The organism is Rhodanobacter sp. UC4438_H5 (assembly GCF_052978405.1).
In genome coordinates, this window is the sequence record NZ_CM129672.1 from 332862 (window position 1) to 349318 (window position 16457).

Below are 16457 nucleotides of genomic sequence, written 5' to 3' on the forward strand. Positions count from 1 at the left end.
CATGGAGCATTCCGCCTTGCATCCCGCCTGCCCGTCGCCGCCGGTGCGGTGCGCCTGATGGAGCTGGGCAAGGGCATGTCCTGGCGCCTGCTGGCATTGAACGTCATCGGCGCCCTGCTGGTGATCGCCGGCATCGGCCTGGAGGCGCTCAACGCCAGCAGCCTGATCGATTTCCGCCAGGCGTCCGTCCGGCACGGCGGCGAGGCGATCGAACTGGGCGCGGATGCGCTGCCGCAACCCGGCCAGCACGGCTACATGGCACGCCTGGCCGGGACGCCACGCGTGGTCGAGGCGCCGCACGACCCGGAGTTCAACCAGACCGCCAATACACCCGTGCTGGTGCGGCATGTCGAGATGTTCCAGTGGCGGGAGATCAGCATCGGCGGCAGCGTCCACTACGAACTGGACTGGGTCGACCAGCCGGTGGATTCCAGTCGGTTCCGCGACGCCCGCGGGCACGCCAATCCCGGCCGTTTCCCGATCGAAAGCAAGCAGTTCGACGCTGGATTGGTGCAGATGGGCGGCTTCAAGCTCGGCCGCGTGCTGGTGCACGCCTTGCCCGGTTCGGAACTGATCGAACCCGACCCGGCGGCGCTGCCGCAGAACCTTGCCGTCACCTTCAGCCGTTATCAGGATTACCTGGTGACCAGCGCCCATCCCGGCGATCCGCGCCTGGGCGACCTGCGGGTGAGCTGGAGCGCCGTGCCGCTGCAGCAGGTCACCATCGTGGCACGCCTGGATGGCGCCCGGCTGGAAGCGGCCGCCGATGCTCCCGACGGCAAGGGCTACCAGGTGCAGGTCGGCGACGTGCCCTTGCTGGCGCTGTTTCCCGACCTGCCGGTGCCGCCGCAACACGTGACGCTGTGGCGGGTTCTCTCCGTGCTGCTGGCGGCGCTGGGCGCACTGGCGCTGCTCGCGGCCCAGGGGCGCCGCCGTGACCCGCTGCTGGCGCTGGGCCTGGGTTCGATCGGCGTGGGCGCCGTCGCCAGCGTGTTGTGGCTGGGGGGCGAGAACGCCCACGTGCTGGGCGGCTGGGTGGTGGTGACCCTGGTCGGCGTGGCGCTGTCGGTCTGGTGTCTGCGCCGGCAAGATCACTGACTTGGACCCGTTCACCCTGGGCGCAGGCCGAAGGCCGCACGCGGAGAATGGCCATGGACAGCCACAGTCCTGAGGAGCGAGGAAGTCGAAAGGCACGCCGGCGACGGGCTTCCCGATAGGCGCCGCTTCGACTCCGCCCGCTGCGCGGGCTACGCTCAGCGCGAGCGGTCGGACATCACGGACTGCTTTTCTGCACCGTCGTGCTCGATGAACCACAGCCCCGCGAACAGCTTCGGGTCGATCGAGTAGCCCTCGGCCGCGCGCGCGAACAGCCAGGCGCCGGCCTCGCGCCGCGGCACCTCGTGCACCACGATGTTCTCCGTCTCGTCGCCGCCACCAGGGCCGATCTTCTGCAGGTCGCGCGCGCGCACGAAGGCGATCATCTCGGTGCTCATGCCCGACGACGACGGGCCGCGGTGGATGAACTCCACGCTGGCGCAGCGGTAGCCGGTCTCCTCCTCCAGTTCGCGTTGCGCCGCCACCAGCGCGCTTTCGTCGGCCTGGTCGGCCAGGTCGCCGACCAGGCCGGCCGGCATCTCGATCGTGTTCTGCAGGATCGACACGCGGTACTGCTCGACGAACAGCACGCGGTCTTCCGGAGTCACCGCCACGATGATCACCGCGCCCGCCGGATTGTTGCGCTCGGCGTACTCCCAGCGGCCGCGTTTGCGCAGACTCAGCCAGCGACCCTCGTACAGGGTTTCCACCGGTGCGCCGGCGTCGGCGGGAATGGGGTGGGCGGTGTCGTTCATCGGTGCTCGCAGGTCCGGGCTGAAACATCCATGGTGGCCCGTCGGGCGTGCCGCGACAAGCGATCAGCTCAGATCGCCAGCGCGCGCAGGCGGCTGCGGGTCAGCGGGCCGAAGCGCAACTGCTCGCACAACGCATCGAGCTGATCGACCGGGCGAGGCCGGCGCTGCAGGAGGTCGACTTCGCCGGCGCCGGGAGCGTCCAGCGCGATCCGGGTCAGCCGGCGGCACATGCGTGCCTGTTCGGCATGCTGGCGCAGCCGCGCCGCGCAACTGGCCGCGCCACGAAGGCGCAGGAAGGCCACTTCGTCGATGCGTTCGAGCAGGGCATCCAGGCTGCCGAAGTGGGCGAGCAGGGCCGCGGCGGTCTTGGCGCCGATGCCGGGCACGCCGGGGATGTTGTCCACCGCGTCGCCGCACAGCGCGAGATAGTCGGCGACCTGGTGCGGATGCACGCCAAGCTTGTCGTGGACGCCGGCCGGCCCCCAGCGCAGGTTGCGGGCGTAATCCCACTGCTCGTCGTGCTCGCCCAGCAGTTGGCCGAAGTCCTTGTCCGCCGACACGATCACGCTGCGCCAACCCAGCGCGCGCAGGTTCCACACCGTGCTGCCGATCAGGTCGTCGGCCTCGTATTCGTGGTCGATCATCAGGTGCACGCCGAGCGCTTCGGTGAGCGCCCGGCACTGCACGAACTGCCGTTCCAGGTCCGGCGGCGGCAGCTCGCGGTTGGCCTTGTAGGCCGGGTAGATCGTGTTGCGGAACGAGCTGGTCAGCGAGGCGTCGAACGCCACCGCGACATGCTCCGGTCGCGCCCGCTCCAGCAGCTCGCACAGGAAGCGCGCATAGCCGTGCACGGCGTTTACCGGATGACCGTCGACGTCGTGGAACTCGTCCGGCATCGAGTGCCAGGCGCGGAACACGTACAGGCTGCCGTCGACGAGATGGGCAGTGGGAAGATGGACGTCCGGACGTCCGTCTGGCGAGCTGGTCATGGCGTCCATGTGGTGAGCAGGTCGGCCAGCGCCGGTCGGTCGCGGTCGGGAACCTCGACCTGCGGCGTGCCCAGGTGGACGAAGCCGACCACGTGCTCGTCGGCGTCCAGGCCCAGCAGTGCGGCGACTTCGCGGTCGTAGGCGGCCCAGCCGGTCAGCCATTGCGCGCCGTAGCCAAGCGCGAAGGCACCGAGCAGGATGTTGTAGGCCACGTTGCCGGTGCACAGCTTCTGCTCGATTTCCGGCACCTTGCTGTCGGGGTCGATGCGTGCGACCACGGCCACCACCAGCGGCGCGAAGGTGTAGCGGTGGCGCTCCTTCTCCAGCTTGGCGCCGATCATCGCCGGGTTGTTGCGGATACCGATCGCGGTCACCTGTTCGCCGAACGCCAGCTTGGCCTCGTCGCGCAGCAGAATCAGCCGGAACGGCACCAGCTTGCCGTGATCGGGCACGCGGATGGCCGCTTCGAGCAGGGTGTGCAGCGTGGCGTCATCCGGCGCCGGCTCGCCGAGCTGGCGTGCGGGGACGGAATGGCGTTGCTGCAGCAGGGAAAGCGCGTTGGTCATGGGGTGGTTCGACGGGGCGGAACGCTCCATCCTAGCTGGCGGGTCGCCAAGGTGCGAACCGTCGAACGTAGGGCGGGCACTGCCCGCCGGCATTCTGCTTCGCGACGGCGTGACGGGAAGCGGCGGGCAGTGCCCGCCCTACGCTATTTCCACACAACCTCTCAAGCTCGCAGCGGCAGCTTGAACGAGCCGGGCAGCAGCGCGGCCACGCTGGTTTCGCGGATGGCGCCGGTGAGGTTGGCCAGCAGCACCGGGGTAGCCTCGTCACACAATTCGGCCATCACCTGGCGGCAGGCGCCGCAGGGCGTGACTGCCTCCGGGGTATCGGCGACCACCGCGATGGCAGCGAAATCGCCGGGTCGGCAACCGGCGGCGACCGCACTGAACAGGGCCGTGCGTTCGGCGCAGTTGCACAGGCCGTAGGCGGCGTTCTCCACGTTGCACCCGCCGAACGTCCGGCCGTCACGGGTCAGTACCGCGGCACCCACGTGGAAGCGGGAATACGGCGCGTAGGCGTGTTCGCGCGCGGCGCGCGCCAGCGTGAGCAGGTCATCCAGGGCGGGGGGGCTTGCGGGCATCGTGATCTCCGGTGATGACCCCGGCGCTGCGTGCAGCGCGATCCGGCGGGCCAGCTTACTCTCGTGCGCGCGCCCGGATCAAAGCCAACTGCCGCTAAGATGGCAGGAACATTCCACGGGGATCGCACCATGCCTGTCACCATTGCCGCCTTGCGAGAGACTGCCGCCGGTGAGCGGCGCGTGGCGATCACTCCGGAGATGGCGAAGAAGCTGCGCGGCAAGGGGCTGCGCGTGCTGCTGGAGCACGACGTCGGGCGCGCGGCCGGCTTTCCCGACCAGGCCTATGCCGACGCCGAGTTTGCCGATGCCAGCGACGTGCTGGCGCAGGCCGACGTGCTGGCGTGCGTGTTGCCGCCCGAGGACGCGGTGTTCTCCAGCCTGCGCGAGGGCAGCGTGGTCGTCGGCCAGTTGCGGCCGTACGGCGCCGCCGAGCGCATCGCCGCGCTGACCGCGCGCAAGCTGACCGCGTTCTCGCTGGAGCTGCTGCCGCGCACCACGCGTGCGCAGGCGATGGACGTGCTCAGTTCGCAGGCGGCGGTGGCCGGTTATCGGGCCATGCTGATCGCGGCCGAGGCGTCGCCGAAGTTCTTTCCGATGCTGACCACCGCGGCCGGCACGATCCGGCCGTCGAAGGTGCTGGTGATCGGCGCCGGCGTGGCTGGGCTGCAGGCGATCGCCACCGCGCGCCGGCTCGGCGCGCAGATCGAGGGTTACGACGTGCGCCCGGAAACGCGCGAGCAGGTGGAATCGCTGGGCGCGAAGTTCCTCGACCTGGGTGTCAGTGCCGCCGGCAGTGGCGGCTATGCACGCGAGCTGTCGGCGGAGGAACGCGCCGCGCAGCAGCAGGCGCTGGCGAATCACCTGAAGTCGTTCGACGTGGTGGTGAGCACCGCGGCGGTGCCAGGTCGGCCGGCACCGAAGATCCTCACCACCGCGATGGTCGAGGGCATGAAGCCCGGCGCCCTGATCGTCGACCTCGCCGCCGAGGGCGGCGGCAACTGCGAGCTGACCCGTCCCGGCGAGCACGTCGAGCATGGCGGCGTGACGATCATCGGGCCGCTGAACCTGCCGGCCGGCGCGCCGCTGCATGCCTCGGAGATGTACGCGCGCAACGTGTACAACTTCGTCGAGCTGCTGCTGCACGACGGTGCGCTGAAACCGGATTTCGACGACGAGCTGCTCGCCAGGAGCTGCCTGGCGCACGCCGGGGAGACCCGCTTCCAGGGCTGATGGCCGCGGTCATCCGCGGCCCGGCGTGAGTTACCGGGGCGGATGCCCGGTGCCGGTGCCGCCGTCGCGGTCGTGCTGCTGGATTCGCTGCTGCCGCTGCTCGGGCGACAGCTGGCGCCATTCGCGTTTCAGCTGTTCGCGCTGCGCGGGAGGCAGGCTCTGGAAGCGCTCGAAGCTGCGGTGCACGCGCTGGCGTTCTGCCGGCGACATCTCGCGGAACCGGTGCTCGTTGGCGCGCGCCTGACGGCGCTGCTCCGGCGTCATCTGCTGCCAGTGGACGATGCGCTGGCGGATCTCCTCGCGGCGCTCGGGTGGCAGCGTGGTCCAGTACCGGGTGCGGTGCAGCAGGTGCGCCTGCTTGCGTGGCGACAGCTGATCCCATTCGTCCTTGAGCGGCGCCAGCATCTCGCGCTGGCTCGGTGCCAGGCCGTTCCACGGGGTGCGTGCAGGCGCGTCCGCGCTCGCCGGTGGCGGCGTGGGCGTTTGCGCGCACAGCGGCGTGGCCGCGACCCCGAGCAGGGCGGCAAGCAACAGCGACAAAAGGGAAGGCAGCGGCTTGTTCATGGGGTCAGCGTGAGGTCGGGTGCCGGTCGTTGGCGGCGAGCCAGGCGTAGAAATCGAGGTTCTGGTACAGGCCCGGATCGACCTGCTCGGCGTCGGGCGGCAGCTCGTTGTCCACGTCCTGCGGGGCGCTGCTGGCCGCCTGGTTCGCCGATGGCGCGTGCGCGTGCGGCAGCGGTTGCCACACCATCATTACCGCCAACGCCATGGCCGCCAGCGCGCCGGTGGGGATCAGCCAGCGCACCGCCTGACGCTGCGGTGCGGTTGACGGCTGCAGCGCTTCGCGACGGGCGGCGCGCAGCCGCGCGGTCGTGCTCGCGTCAAGATGGTGTGCGGCCTCGCGCCACAGCTTGTGCGCGCGCCGTTCGATCGGTTCGTGCTCGTGCTCGGGCGAGTTCATCGCCAATCCTCCAGTTGGTCGCGCAGCTGATGCATGGCGCGCGACAGATGGGTTTTCACGCTGCCTTCGCCGCAGCCCATGGCGCGTGCGGTCTCCGCCACGTCAAGCCCTTCCAGCATGCGCAGGATGAACGCCTCGCGCTGGCGCCTGGGCAAGCGCTGCACCGCCGCGGCCATGTCCGCGTACGACTGCGCGTCGTGCAGCCGGCCCAGCGGGTCCTTGCCCGGGTCGGCCGGCTCCCACACGGGCAGCTCGTCGCCGCCGTCGTCATGCCCGCCGCCGAGCCAGCCGACCACGATCGAGCGCACCTTGCGCCGGCGCTGCAGGTCCACGATGCGTCGACGCAGGATGCCCCAGAACAGCGGCGCCCATTCCGCGGCCGGCTTGTCGCGATAATGCCGTACCAGTCGCAGCATGGCGTCCTGCACCGCGTCCATGGCGTCCTCGCGATGGCGCAACTGCAGCTCGGCCATGCGGAACGCGCGGCGCTCCACGTCGGCCAGGAACGCATCCAGCGTGGCCGGCACCGCGCGCGCAGCGCCCGGCTCGCCCGCGGCGAGCAGGTCGGCCTCGAGCATGCCGGCGGCGGCATTCACGGCCGACGCTCCGCTGCCATCGGTGATGTCATCGACGGGCTCCATCGGTGGTTCCTGCCTGTTCAACGCGGCAGGCCCGCCAGGGTTGACCGCCTGCGCGAGTCGCGCGGCGCCGTGCGCCGATCGGCGGCCCGGCCTCGACGCACGCCGGGCTTCCCGTATGATGCAGGTTCGGATGCATCCTGGCGGGCGGCTCTCACGGGGGATGGGCTCATGATCGACGGTTTCCTGGCGCTGTACATCTTCATGCTGGCCGCCTTTACCGGCTATGAAATCATCGCGCGGGTGCCGGTGATCCTGCATACGCCGCTGATGTCCGGTTCCAACTTCGTGCACGGCATTGTGCTGGTCGGGGCGATGATTGCGCTAGGCCACGCGAACACACCGTTCGAGATCGCGATCGGCTTCATCGGCGTACTGCTTGGTGCGGGCAACGCCGCCGGCGGCTACGTGGTGACCGAGCGGATGCTGGAAATGTTCAAGTCCAGCAAGCCGGACGCCGGCAAGGGGGCCAAGTGATGAGCTGGCTGCCCACCGTCATCAAGGCCTGCTACTTCCTCGCCGCGCTGCTGTTCATCCTGGGCCTGAAACGCATGAGTTCGCCGCGCACCGCGCGTGGCGGCATCGTGTGGGCCGGTTACGGCATGGTGCTGGCGGTGCTGGCCACGTTCTTCCTGCCGGACATGCACAACCGCGGGCTGATCCTTGCCGCGGTGCTGATCGGCGTCAGCGCCGCGTGGTGGACCGGCCGCCGCGTGGCAATGACCGCGATGCCGCAGATGGTGGCGCTGTACAACGGCATGGGCGGCGGCGCGGCGGCGGCGATCGGCGCGGTCGAGCTGATCGGCTACGCGCGTTCGTCGGGACTGCTGCACGCGGTGCCGGATACCTCGCCGCTGCGGCCCGAAGCCTGGGCGGTGAACGGCCTGCCGCCGGCGCTGTCGCCGACCGAACTGGCGCTGGGCGTGCTCGGTGCGCTGATCGGCGCGGTGAGCTTCTCCGGTTCGCTGGTCGCGTTCGCCAAGCTGCAGGGCTGGATGGACAAGCGCTTCGTGTTTCCCGGCCAGCGCGCGGTGAATCTGTTGCTGCTCGCCGCGGCGGTGGTGGTCGGCGTGCTGCTCGCCACCGGGCATGCCAGCCCGGCGCTGATCGCGGCGTTCTTCGCGCTGGCGCTCGCCTTCGGCCTGATGATGACGCTGCCGATCGGCGGCGCCGACATGCCGGTGGTGATCTCGCTGTACAACGCGTTCACCGGCCTGGCGGTGTCCTTCGAGGGTTTCGTGCTGGGCAACGAGGCGATGATCATTGCCGGCATGGTGGTCGGCGCGGCGGGTACCTTGCTGACCCAGTTGATGGCCAAGGCAATGAACCGCTCGATCGGCAACGTGCTGTTCGGCAGCTTCGGCGCGGCCGGCGGCGAGGCGCAGGCGATCGAGGGCGCGCAGAAGCCGATCGACGCCGCCGACGCGGCAGTGATGATGGCCTACGCCGAGCGCGTGGTGATCGTGCCCGGCTACGGCCTGGCGGTGGCGCAGGCGCAGCACAAGGTGTGGGAGTTCGCGCAACTCCTGATGAAGCGTGGCGTGAAGGTGAAGTTCGCGATCCACCCGGTCGCCGGTCGCATGCCCGGCCACATGAACGTGCTGCTGGCCGAGGCCGGCGTGCCGTACGACCTGATCGCCGACATGGACGACATCAACCCGGAGTTCGCCACCACCGACGTGGCGCTGGTGATCGGTGCCAACGACGTGGTCAATCCGGTAGCCAAGACCGACCCGGCCTCGCCGATCTACGGCATGCCGATCCTGGACGTGGTGAACGCGAAGCAGGTGATCGTGATCAAGCGCGGCAAGGGCACCGGCTTCGCCGGCATCGAGAACGCGCTGTTCTACGCCGACAACACCCGCATGCTGTACGGCGACGGCCAGGCGGCGGTGGGCGAGCTGGTCAACGAGGTGAAGGCGATCGACGGCTGAGGCCGCCTCGCTGCATGCCGTAACGGGCACGGCCCGCCGGCTCTTGCTTCGCGGAATGAAAGGCGGCGGGCGGTGCCCGCCCTAGGTGTTCTTCACGGGTGGGAGTGAACGCCGTTGGCGGGAGGCCAGCCACCCGGCCAGCAGCATGGCCAGCAAGGTCCAGATGAAATCGGCGGGGGTCAGGCCCATGCGCGCCAGCTGCCACAGCATGCCGATGCCGGCGGTGCGCATCGCCTCGATCAGGTCCAGGCCCATGCTGCCCGCGACCTTCACGCCGGCGATCAGCAGGTTGACGTAGATCGCCGACAACGCGGTGGCGCCGGCGGCCAGCAGCAGCGCGCCGATGCCGGGGCGATGCACGCCGGCGCGGATGACCCACGCCAGCATGACGCCGATCGGCACCACCAGCCAGGGCAGGGGATGGCGCGAGTACAGCGCCACCACCATCCACGCGGCGCCGGCGGCAAGCCCCAGCATGGCGGCGCTGAACAGCGCAAACAGCAGGGCCGGCACGCTGCGCGCCCTCATTGGTGGCGTCCCGCCAGGTGGGTGCAAGGCATCGCTTGATCCGTCGGCAAAGCGGCCATCATACCGTGCGTTGTGCGCCGGGACGGGCGGGCAAAACGTCGCCTCATCTCCCGCCGGGCTGATCTGGAACAAGCGGTCGCGCGTCGCGGGCGGCATAATGGGCACTTCGGTACGGCATGTGGCCGCGCCTGTGGATACGGGAAAGTCGTTGGCATGAGTGGTTTCAGTCTGAGCAGCGAACCGGTCACCCTGGTGCGCGATTGCAGCGCCGTGATGGTGCCGCAGGGCGAGGTGGTGACGTTGCCCGCGGGCCAGATCGGCTACATAACCCAGGCCCTCGGCGGCAGTTTCACCGTCTACGTCGAGGGCAACCTGTTCCGCGTGGCCGGCGACGATGCCGATGCGCTGGGCAAGGATCGGCCGGTGCCGATCGAAGTGCCGCCGGACGCCACCGATGCCGACGTGGAGAAGCTTGCCTGGGACCAGTTGCGCACGGTGTTCGACCCGGAGATCCCGGTCAACGTGGTCGATCTCGGGCTGGTCTACGACCTGAGCATGGAGCACGGCGAATCCGGCGAACGCAAGGTCTACGTCAAGCTCACCCTCACCGCGCCCGGTTGCGGCATGGGCGACATCCTGGTGGACGACGCGCGCACCAAGCTGGAGATGATCCCCACCATCTCCGAGGCCGACGTGGACCTGGTGTTCGACCCGCCGTGGAACCACTCGATGATGTCCGACGAGGCGAAGCTGGAAACCGGCATGCTCTGAACGGCGCGAGGTCGGTGTCGGAAAATCTTGCGTCGCGCTGACGCGCAGGAACAGTTCGGTACCATCGCGCCCGCAGCGCTCGTCGATGGACTTTCGCGTTCGCGAAAGTGACCACGGACAAGCCATCCGAAAGCTTCCGAAGCATCCGCGACGCTGCGGCGTCGATGTCGTGCGCGCATCCGGCAGGACGTGACCGCGATCACCCGGCGTAGGAAAAAGTCGGATTGTCAGGCGGTATCGCAAGTAATAACGTCGCCGGGTCCACCATCTGGGAGGCTGGGGGATGATCCCGTGGCGACGCCTTTGTCGTCTTGCAGTTACGCGTCCATGTGCTGTCCCTGCAGGGAACCTCAGGGGGAAGGCAGCCACCGGCGGACGTAGTTCGGGATCGCCGGACCGCTGACGAATACCAACGCCGTGTCTCGCACGGAAATTCTTGCATGGGGCTTTGCGGCCGCATCGGGCGCGTTTGTCCCCAATTTTTCCAGGAGCTCATTACATGCCCTATCCATCCCGCCTGAAATTGCTGGTGGCCGCCATCGGCATGGCCACCGCCACGGCTGCCACCGCCGCCAACACGCAATCCCTGCGCGCACAGAACCTGGGCGCCGTACCCGTCGCCTCGCTCGCCACCCAGTTGAACCTGGGCCCGGGCATGACGCTGGCGCCGCACGGCGCCGTGGCGCTCGCCGGCCAGCACCGCGTGGTGCGCCAGCAGCAGATGTACCAGGGCGTGCCGGTGTACGGCCGCAGCATCGCCGTGGTGCAGGACGCCCAGGGCAACGCCTTGCGCGCCACCGGCGAGCTGATGCAGCAGGGCCAGCAGCAGATCTCGGTGCGCCCCCGGCTGAATGCCGCGCGCGCTATCGCGGCGCTGAAGGCGCACGCGCACACCGTGCTGGTCGCCGGTACGGCGATGGAGAACGCCCGCGCCGACCTGTTCGTGTATCCGCAGGAAGGTGCGGCGCCGCGACTGGTCTATCGTGTCTCGTACTTCGTCAACGGCGCCAACCCGACGCGCCCCACCGCCATCGTCGACGCCAACACCGGCGCGGTGATCAAGAGCTGGAACGGTCTCACCGATGCCTCGGCCAACGGCCCGGGCGGCAACCAGAAGACCGGCATGTACACCTACGGCACCGACTACGCGGCGCTCGACGTCACCCAGTCGGGCAGCACTTGCACGCTGCAGAACACCAACGTCAAGACCTACAACCTCAACCACGCCAGCAGCGGCGGTTCGGTGGTCAGCTTCACCTGCCCGACCAGCAACACCGACGCGATCAACGGCGCCTATTCGCCGGTCAACGACGCCCATCACTTCGGCGGCGTGGTGCACGACATGTACCAGTCCTACACCGGTGCGCCGCCGCTGAGCATCCAGCTGCTGATGAAGGTGCACTACCAGTCCAACTACGAGAACGCGTTCTGGGACGGTTCGGCGATGTACTTCGGTGACGGCGCCAGCACGTTCTACCCGCTGGTGTCGCTGGACGTGACCAGCCACGAGATCAGCCACGGCTACACCGAGCAGAACTCCGGCCTGGAATACAGCGGCCAGTCCGGCGGCATGAACGAGGCGTACTCCGACATCGCCGGCGAGGCGGCTGAATACTTCGATCGCGGCTCGGCCGATTTCCTGGTCGGCGCGGACATCGTCAAGGCCAGCGCCGGCATCGGCGACGCGCTGCGCTACATGTGCAACCCGCCGCAGGACGGCGGCTCGATCGACAACGCGGCCGACTACACCTCCAGCCTCGACGTGCACTACTCCAGCGGCGTCTACAACAAGTCGTTCTGCCTGCTGGCCAAGACCACGGGCTGGGACGTGAAGAAGGCGTTCCAGGTCTACGCGCTGGCCAACAAGGTGTACTGGACGGCCACGTCCACGTTCAACTCCGGCGCCTGCGGCGTGGAGTCGGCCGCGACCGACCTGGGCTACGACAAGAATGCGGTGATCGCCGCGTTCAACGGCGTGGGCGTGGCTTGCCCGGGTACCGGCGGCGGTGGCGGCGGCAGCACCACCGAGCTGCAGAACAACGTCGGCGTCACCGGCGTGTCGGGTGCCGCCGGTGCCGACAACGACTATTTCATCACCGTGCCGACCGGCGCCAGCAACCTGGTGATGTCGATCTCCGGCGGCACCGGCGACGCCGACCTGTACACCAAGTTCGGCAGCGCGCCGACCACCAGCAGCTACGATTGCCGCCCGTACAAGGCCGGCAACTCGGAAAGCTGCAGCGTGGCCTCGCCCGCCGCCGGCAAGTACTACATCAAGGTGCACGGCTACTCGTCGTACTCCGGGGTAACCGTCAAGGCTTCCTATTCCACCGGCGGTGGCGGTGGTGGTGGCAGCTCCGACTCGGTGAGCCTGCCGACGGTAAGCACGGGCAACTGGTCGGCCACCTACAGCGAGACGGTGCAGGCCGGCCACACCGCGACCTTCGCGATCTCCGGCGGTAGCGGTGATGCGGACTTGTATGTGCGGGCGGGCGCGGAACCGACCACCAGCTCCTACAGCTGCCGCCCCTACAAGACCGGCAACAGCGAGAGCTGCACCTTCAAGCCGTCGACGACCACCACCTATTACATCAAGGTGCGGGCGTACAAGACGTTCTCCGGCGTGACCTTGACGGAAACGATGAACTGAGGGTTGGTGGATTTTTCCACCTCGAAGCCCGGCAGGGACATGGCGAGGGCAAGGATGCCCGAGTTGAGGCAACGCTTCGGGCAGTTGCCCGATAGGCGGGCGCGATGGGTGCGCCACTGCATGATGCGCCTGAGCGCGTCCGGACGTGTGCCGGGCTCGCGATCGAAGAAGGCCGCAGGAAGCGGCTTTCTTCATCAGCCTGGACGGGCCATGGACAGCCCGTTGTACTGATCGGGGGAGAAGTACCTGCAAGGCAGGCCTGGCTGGTTCGAGCAGGCCTTCCTTGCCTTGTCCTGGAACCGCCGCTGGCGGCATGACGGGAGTTCACGAACATTCGTCGCGGCCCCGCGCCGCGGCAATCCGGGCGCCCGCCGCTATAATGGCCTTCGCCGAACGCATGGCCCGTCCCCGGGACGGATGCGGCGCAGGGGGACTGCCGGATGATGTTCGAACACCTTGGATTTCCGCGTGTCGCCACCCGCGCTTGCCGCGCCGGGCACGAGCGCGCACGCCGAAGCCGCCACTGGTCGTGGCCGGCGCGTGATGGGCTGACGAATCAATGGGCATGAGCCATGCGCATCGCCTGGCCTCGACACGCCACGTTCGCCTGCCTTGGCGGCCGGCGACGACGCTGATTCTCGCCGCACTGGCCGCCGTGTGCGTGTCCGGCTGCCGTTCGTTGGGCGGCTATTCCTCGGCCGTGGTCACCCCGGCGCAATCGTCGGCGCCGCCGACACCGGCCGTGCCCGCGGCGACAGCCCCGGCACCGTCGCTGGCCTCGATCGTCAAGCACCAGCTGCAGCCTGGCCACTACGCCGAAGGCGAGCAGGCGCTGCGGCTGTACGTGGAGCAGCATCCGCAGGATCGCGCCGCGCGCGGCATGTTGCGCCAGCTCACTGCCGATCCGGAGCGTTGGCTCGGCAGCCGCTCGCGGGCGCATGTGGTGCAGTCGGGCGAGTCGTACAGCACGCTGGCGGCGCGCTATCTGGGCGACGCCAACCTCTTTCTGATCCTCGCGCGCTACAACCACTCCACCAATCCGTCGCTGCTGCGCACCGGCCAGACGCTGCGCATCCCGTTGTCGGCGCGAGGCGCATCACCGGCGGCGGGAGCGGCGGCCAGCAGCGCGGCGCCTGCCGGCCAGGCCGTCGCCGAATCGTCGGTGGCTAAGGCGCGCCGCTTGCAGGACGAGAGCGTGTCGCTGTTCGACCAGGGCCATGCGCAGCAGGCGCTTGCCCGCATGGACGAGGCGTTGCGCCTCGATCCGCGGCTGCAACCGGCCGGCGCCGAAGCTGCCAGTCTGCGCAGTCGCCTGCTGGACTCGTACCACGAGCAGGCCGTGGTGCTGTACCGCGACCAGCAACTGGACAAGGCCATCGCGCTGTGGAACCGCGTGTTGGCGATCGCCCCGAACTACGAGCCGGCCGTCGCCTACCGCGCGCGTGCGCTCGAGCTCAAGCAGCGGCTGAAACAATACTGATTCACGCCACCGCAGGAGCCCGCTCGCGGGCGATGCTCTTGTGTCGGTACTCGGCAAAAGAAAAGCATCGCCCGCGAGCGGGCTCCTACGGTGGTGCGGGCGGAACGGGCGTGAGGGTGACCTCGGCCGCTACCGTCGACATGATGCGGGTCGGGCGGGTGACGTCCGCCTCGCCGGCTGGCGGTGCGGCTTCGGCGGTGCGGCGCCGGCGGGCCTGCAGGGTGCTGTTCATCAGGTTGAAGGTGGCGAACAGGCGGCCGAATTCGTCGCGCCGCACCAGGCGGATGCGGTGGCCAAAGTCGCCGCGGGCCACGCGCAGCAGGGCGTCGCCGAGCAGGCCCAGCATCATCAGCGGGCGGCGGAACAACCAGTATGCCGCGCCGACCACGGCAGCCAGGGTCAGCGCCAGCACCAGCGCGATCACCCACAGCGTGGTCTTCTGTGCCGCGCGCAGTCCCGCATTGCTGATGCCCAGGCGCAGGCTGCCGATGGTCTTGGTCTGGTACTGGATCGGCACCTCGAACAGCAGCATGTCGCCTTGCCGCTCCGCAGCGGGCAGCTTGCGGCCGACCTCGGCCTGCTGCGTGCTGGCGATGACTTCGCCGCTGCGGTCGGCGATCGCCAGGTAGTGGATCTGCCGGTTGCGCGAGACATCGGTAACCAGCGCGCGGGTGGCGGCGTGGTCGCCGAGCAGCAGGTTCTCGGCCGATTCGCCGGCGATCATGCGCCCCATCGAACTGCCGAAATCCAGCGCCAGGCCGGTCACCGCGGCATGCTGCTTGGCGTAGATCGCGGCCAGCCCCAGCACCAGCACCAGGCTCAGGATCGCGCCGAGGCTGCTGGCCCAGCGCAGTCGCAGCGAGATGATGCGCTTGGCCAGCGGCTTTTCGCGTTCGCGTTCGTACTCGCGTGCGGCCAGGCGCAGGTCGTCGATGACCTCCGCGCCGCGCTGGTAGCGCGACTCGGCCGCGCTCGCCAGCAGCGTGCGCGCGATGCTGATCAGCATCGACGGCGTGGCCGGGTCGCGCGGGCGGATCGGCGGCAGCGGCGAGCGCAGCCGCTTGCGCATCAGCTGCTGCACATTGCCCGGCTCCGGCCACGGCAGCTTGCCGGTGAGCAGCCAGTACAGCACCACGCCCAGCGAGAACAGGTCGCTGCGCGCATCGCTGCGTTCGCCGCGCAGGCGCTCCGGCGCCATGTAGGCCGGCGTGCCGCCGACTTCCTTCGCTCGCCGCGGCGTGTCGCGGGGCGAGGCGCGGCGTTCGGCGATGCCGAAATCGCTGATCTTGGCGTAGCTCCAGCCGTCGAGCAGCATGATGTTCTCGGGCTTGATGTCGTGGTGCAGCACGCCGCGCGCATGCGCGTAGTCGAGCGCGGCGGCGAGCTGGCCGATCAGGTCGATGATCGCCGGCAGCGGCGGGAATCCCTCGCGGCTGACCTTGCCGGCCAGCGTCTCGCCCGGCAGTCGCTCCATCGCGATGTACGAACGGCCGTCGTCGGTCTCGCCGACGTCGAAGATGGTGACGATGTGCGGGTGGGTCAGGTGGCCGGCGGCGCGGGCCTCGACCAGGAACCGGCGCCGGTACGCGGGGTCGGCAGCGACCTCCTGGTGCAGGCACTTGATCGCGACATTGCGCTGGATCTCCGGGTCGAAACCGGCATAGACCACCGCCATCGCGCCTTCGCCGAGCACGCCCTCGACGCGATAGCGGCCGACCCTGGGCGGCAGTGCGCGCGCGCTCACGGCGAACGCAGCCACCACCAGGCCACGGCACCGGCAACCAGCAACAGCGCCACGGCGCCGCCGATCCAGCGCCCGTACGAGTGCCTCGGCTGGCCGTGTTCGCGGGTGAGGAACACGAACTCCGCCTGACCGAGGCGGATGTGGTCGCCGTGGCGCAAGGCCACTTCGTGGATGCGCCGGTCGTTGACGAAGGTGCCGTTGGTGGACAGCGTATTCATGATGATGCAGCGGCCATGCTGCTGGGTGATCCACGCATGGCAGCCGGACACGCTCAGGTCGTCGACGACGATGTCGTTGTCGAGCCGGCGGCCGATCGCCTGCCGGCCGGGGCGGATGACGAAGCGACGCCCTTCGATGCCGGGGCTGCTGCCTTCCAGCACCGGCGTGCGCGCGCTGACTTCGCTGTCCCGCCCGTTCGCGGCATCGCTGGCGTATTGCCGCAAGGCCTCGGTCGAGAAGAAGCGGGTGCCTTGCGGCCCGGAAGATCGCTTGCCGGAATGGCGAGACGGTTCTTGCTTGCTGTCACTCATTGATTCCC

General features: G+C 69.2%; 17 protein-coding genes. 7 read left to right on the forward strand and 10 right to left on the reverse strand.

What is annotated here, in order from left to right:
* Positions 1–57 precede the first annotated feature (57 nt).
* The gene (locus tag ACVCL9_RS01505; RefSeq protein WP_447099363.1) at positions 58–1098 is read left to right on the forward strand and encodes a TMEM43 family protein; all 1041 of its coding nucleotides are present in this window, start codon (positions 58–60) and stop codon (positions 1096–1098) included.
* Between the two features lie 155 nt (positions 1099–1253).
* Here the strand turns inward: ACVCL9_RS01505 and ACVCL9_RS01510 are convergent, their stop codons facing one another.
* The 4 genes from ACVCL9_RS01510 to cdd all read right to left on the reverse strand — a co-directional run bounded on the left by ACVCL9_RS01510 (position 1254) and on the right by cdd (position 3983).
* Complete coding sequence (locus tag ACVCL9_RS01510; RefSeq protein WP_447099362.1) at positions 1254–1850, reverse strand: NUDIX hydrolase; 597 nt, start codon at positions 1848–1850, stop codon at positions 1254–1256.
* Between the two features lie 68 nt (positions 1851–1918).
* Positions 1919–2848 carry a 5'-3' exonuclease gene (locus ACVCL9_RS01515; protein ID WP_447099361.1) on the reverse strand — a complete coding sequence of 310 codons (930 nt, stop codon included), beginning with the start codon at positions 2846–2848 and terminating at the stop codon, positions 1919–1921.
* Positions 2836–3405: a nitroreductase family protein gene (locus tag ACVCL9_RS01520; RefSeq protein WP_447099360.1), complete on the reverse strand. Its 570-nt coding sequence runs from the start codon at positions 3403–3405 to the stop codon at positions 2836–2838. The genes ACVCL9_RS01515 and ACVCL9_RS01520 overlap by 13 nt, the downstream gene beginning before the upstream one ends.
* A gap of 161 nt (positions 3406–3566) precedes the next feature.
* Positions 3567–3983, reverse strand: coding sequence for a cytidine deaminase (gene cdd, locus ACVCL9_RS01525; RefSeq protein ID WP_447099359.1), 417 nt, complete (start codon positions 3981–3983; stop codon positions 3567–3569).
* Positions 3984–4112: 129 nt separating this feature from the next.
* On the opposite strand from cdd, the gene ACVCL9_RS01530 reads away from it, so the two are divergent.
* Entirely contained in the window at positions 4113–5213 is a 1101-nt protein-coding gene (locus ACVCL9_RS01530) for an NAD(P) transhydrogenase subunit alpha (RefSeq protein WP_447099358.1), read from the forward strand.
* Between the two features lie 30 nt (positions 5214–5243).
* Here ACVCL9_RS01530 and ACVCL9_RS01535 read toward each other — a convergent pair whose 3' ends face one another.
* The 3 genes from ACVCL9_RS01535 to ACVCL9_RS01545 are packed head-to-tail and all read right to left on the reverse strand — an operon-like array spanning position 5244 to position 6770.
* Positions 5244–5777, reverse strand: a complete 534-nt coding sequence (locus ACVCL9_RS01535; protein ID WP_395117172.1) for a DUF3106 domain-containing protein — start codon at positions 5775–5777, stop codon at positions 5244–5246.
* 4 nt (positions 5778–5781) lie between these two features.
* Positions 5782–6174, reverse strand: a complete 393-nt coding sequence (locus ACVCL9_RS01540) for a hypothetical protein (protein ID WP_447099357.1) — start codon at positions 6172–6174, stop codon at positions 5782–5784.
* Positions 6171–6770, reverse strand: coding sequence for an RNA polymerase sigma factor (locus ACVCL9_RS01545; RefSeq protein WP_447099480.1), 600 nt, complete (start codon positions 6768–6770; stop codon positions 6171–6173). Before ACVCL9_RS01545 ends, ACVCL9_RS01540 begins: the two co-directional genes overlap by 4 nt.
* Positions 6771–6983: 213 nt before the next feature.
* Here ACVCL9_RS01545 and ACVCL9_RS01550 point away from each other — a divergent pair, with 213 nt between their 5' ends.
* Together ACVCL9_RS01550 and ACVCL9_RS01555 are read left to right on the forward strand one after the other, a co-directional pair.
* Positions 6984–7289, forward strand: a complete 306-nt coding sequence (locus ACVCL9_RS01550; protein ID WP_027493531.1) for an NAD(P) transhydrogenase subunit alpha — start codon at positions 6984–6986, stop codon at positions 7287–7289.
* Complete coding sequence (locus ACVCL9_RS01555; protein WP_395117180.1) at positions 7289–8746, forward strand: NAD(P)(+) transhydrogenase (Re/Si-specific) subunit beta; 1458 nt, start codon at positions 7289–7291, stop codon at positions 8744–8746. The genes ACVCL9_RS01550 and ACVCL9_RS01555 overlap by 1 nt, the downstream gene beginning before the upstream one ends.
* Positions 8747–8827: 81 nt before the next feature.
* On the opposite strand, the gene ACVCL9_RS01560 is transcribed toward ACVCL9_RS01555, so the two are convergent.
* Entirely contained in the window at positions 8828–9274 is a 447-nt protein-coding gene (locus tag ACVCL9_RS01560; protein ID WP_447099356.1) for a hypothetical protein, read from the reverse strand.
* Between the two features lie 213 nt (positions 9275–9487).
* Between ACVCL9_RS01560 and sufT the strand changes: the two genes are divergently transcribed.
* The 3 genes from sufT to ACVCL9_RS01575 all read left to right on the forward strand — a co-directional run bounded on the left by sufT (position 9488) and on the right by ACVCL9_RS01575 (position 14175).
* Complete coding sequence (gene sufT, locus ACVCL9_RS01565) at positions 9488–10045, forward strand: putative Fe-S cluster assembly protein SufT (protein WP_395117184.1); 558 nt, start codon at positions 9488–9490, stop codon at positions 10043–10045.
* A 499-nt stretch (positions 10046–10544) separates the two neighbouring features.
* A complete protein-coding gene (locus ACVCL9_RS01570; protein ID WP_447099355.1) occupies positions 10545–12695 on the forward strand; it encodes a M4 family metallopeptidase in 2151 nt (716 codons plus the stop codon).
* Positions 12696–13260: 565 nt separating this feature from the next.
* A complete protein-coding gene (locus ACVCL9_RS01575; RefSeq protein ID WP_447099354.1) occupies positions 13261–14175 on the forward strand; it encodes a LysM peptidoglycan-binding domain-containing protein in 915 nt (304 codons plus the stop codon).
* 85 nt (positions 14176–14260) lie between these two features.
* Here ACVCL9_RS01575 and ACVCL9_RS01580 read toward each other — a convergent pair whose 3' ends face one another.
* Both ACVCL9_RS01580 and ACVCL9_RS01585 read right to left on the reverse strand, forming a co-directional pair.
* Positions 14261–15919: a protein kinase domain-containing protein gene (locus ACVCL9_RS01580; protein WP_447099353.1), complete on the reverse strand. Its 1659-nt coding sequence runs from the start codon at positions 15917–15919 to the stop codon at positions 14261–14263.
* Entirely contained in the window at positions 15916–16449 is a 534-nt protein-coding gene (locus ACVCL9_RS01585; protein ID WP_447099352.1) for an FHA domain-containing protein, read from the reverse strand. The genes ACVCL9_RS01580 and ACVCL9_RS01585 overlap by 4 nt, the downstream gene beginning before the upstream one ends.
* Between the last annotated feature and the right edge of the window lie 8 nt (positions 16450–16457).

What these genes read in the sequence shown, in the direction of transcription:
- ACVCL9_RS01575 (WP_447099354.1), top strand. Translation starts at nt 13,261, where the DNA reads ATGAGCCATGCGCATCGCCTGGCCTCGACACGCCACGTTCGCCTGCCT.
- ACVCL9_RS01555 (WP_395117180.1), top strand. Translation starts at nt 7,289, where the DNA reads ATGAGCTGGCTGCCCACCGTCATCAAGGCCTGCTACTTCCTCGCCGCG.
- ACVCL9_RS01585 (WP_447099352.1), bottom strand. Translation starts at nt 16,449, where the DNA reads ATGAGTGACAGCAAGCAAGAACCGTCTCGCCATTCCGGCAAGCGATCT.
- ACVCL9_RS01515 (WP_447099361.1), bottom strand. Translation starts at nt 2,848, where the DNA reads ATGGACGCCATGACCAGCTCGCCAGACGGACGTCCGGACGTCCATCTT.
- ACVCL9_RS01560 (WP_447099356.1), bottom strand. Translation starts at nt 9,274, where the DNA reads ATGAGGGCGCGCAGCGTGCCGGCCCTGCTGTTTGCGCTGTTCAGCGCC.
- ACVCL9_RS01550 (WP_027493531.1), top strand. Translation starts at nt 6,984, where the DNA reads ATGATCGACGGTTTCCTGGCGCTGTACATCTTCATGCTGGCCGCCTTT.
- sufT (WP_395117184.1), top strand. Translation starts at nt 9,488, where the DNA reads ATGAGTGGTTTCAGTCTGAGCAGCGAACCGGTCACCCTGGTGCGCGAT.
- ACVCL9_RS01520 (WP_447099360.1), bottom strand. Translation starts at nt 3,405, where the DNA reads ATGACCAACGCGCTTTCCCTGCTGCAGCAACGCCATTCCGTCCCCGCA.
- ACVCL9_RS01510 (WP_447099362.1), bottom strand. Translation starts at nt 1,850, where the DNA reads ATGAACGACACCGCCCACCCCATTCCCGCCGACGCCGGCGCACCGGTG.
- ACVCL9_RS01535 (WP_395117172.1), bottom strand. Translation starts at nt 5,777, where the DNA reads ATGAACAAGCCGCTGCCTTCCCTTTTGTCGCTGTTGCTTGCCGCCCTG.
- ACVCL9_RS01505 (WP_447099363.1), top strand. Translation starts at nt 58, where the DNA reads ATGGAGCTGGGCAAGGGCATGTCCTGGCGCCTGCTGGCATTGAACGTC.
- ACVCL9_RS01570 (WP_447099355.1), top strand. Translation starts at nt 10,545, where the DNA reads ATGCCCTATCCATCCCGCCTGAAATTGCTGGTGGCCGCCATCGGCATG.
- ACVCL9_RS01540 (WP_447099357.1), bottom strand. Translation starts at nt 6,174, where the DNA reads ATGAACTCGCCCGAGCACGAGCACGAACCGATCGAACGGCGCGCGCAC.
- cdd (WP_447099359.1), bottom strand. Translation starts at nt 3,983, where the DNA reads ATGCCCGCAAGCCCCCCCGCCCTGGATGACCTGCTCACGCTGGCGCGC.
- ACVCL9_RS01530 (WP_447099358.1), top strand. Translation starts at nt 4,113, where the DNA reads ATGCCTGTCACCATTGCCGCCTTGCGAGAGACTGCCGCCGGTGAGCGG.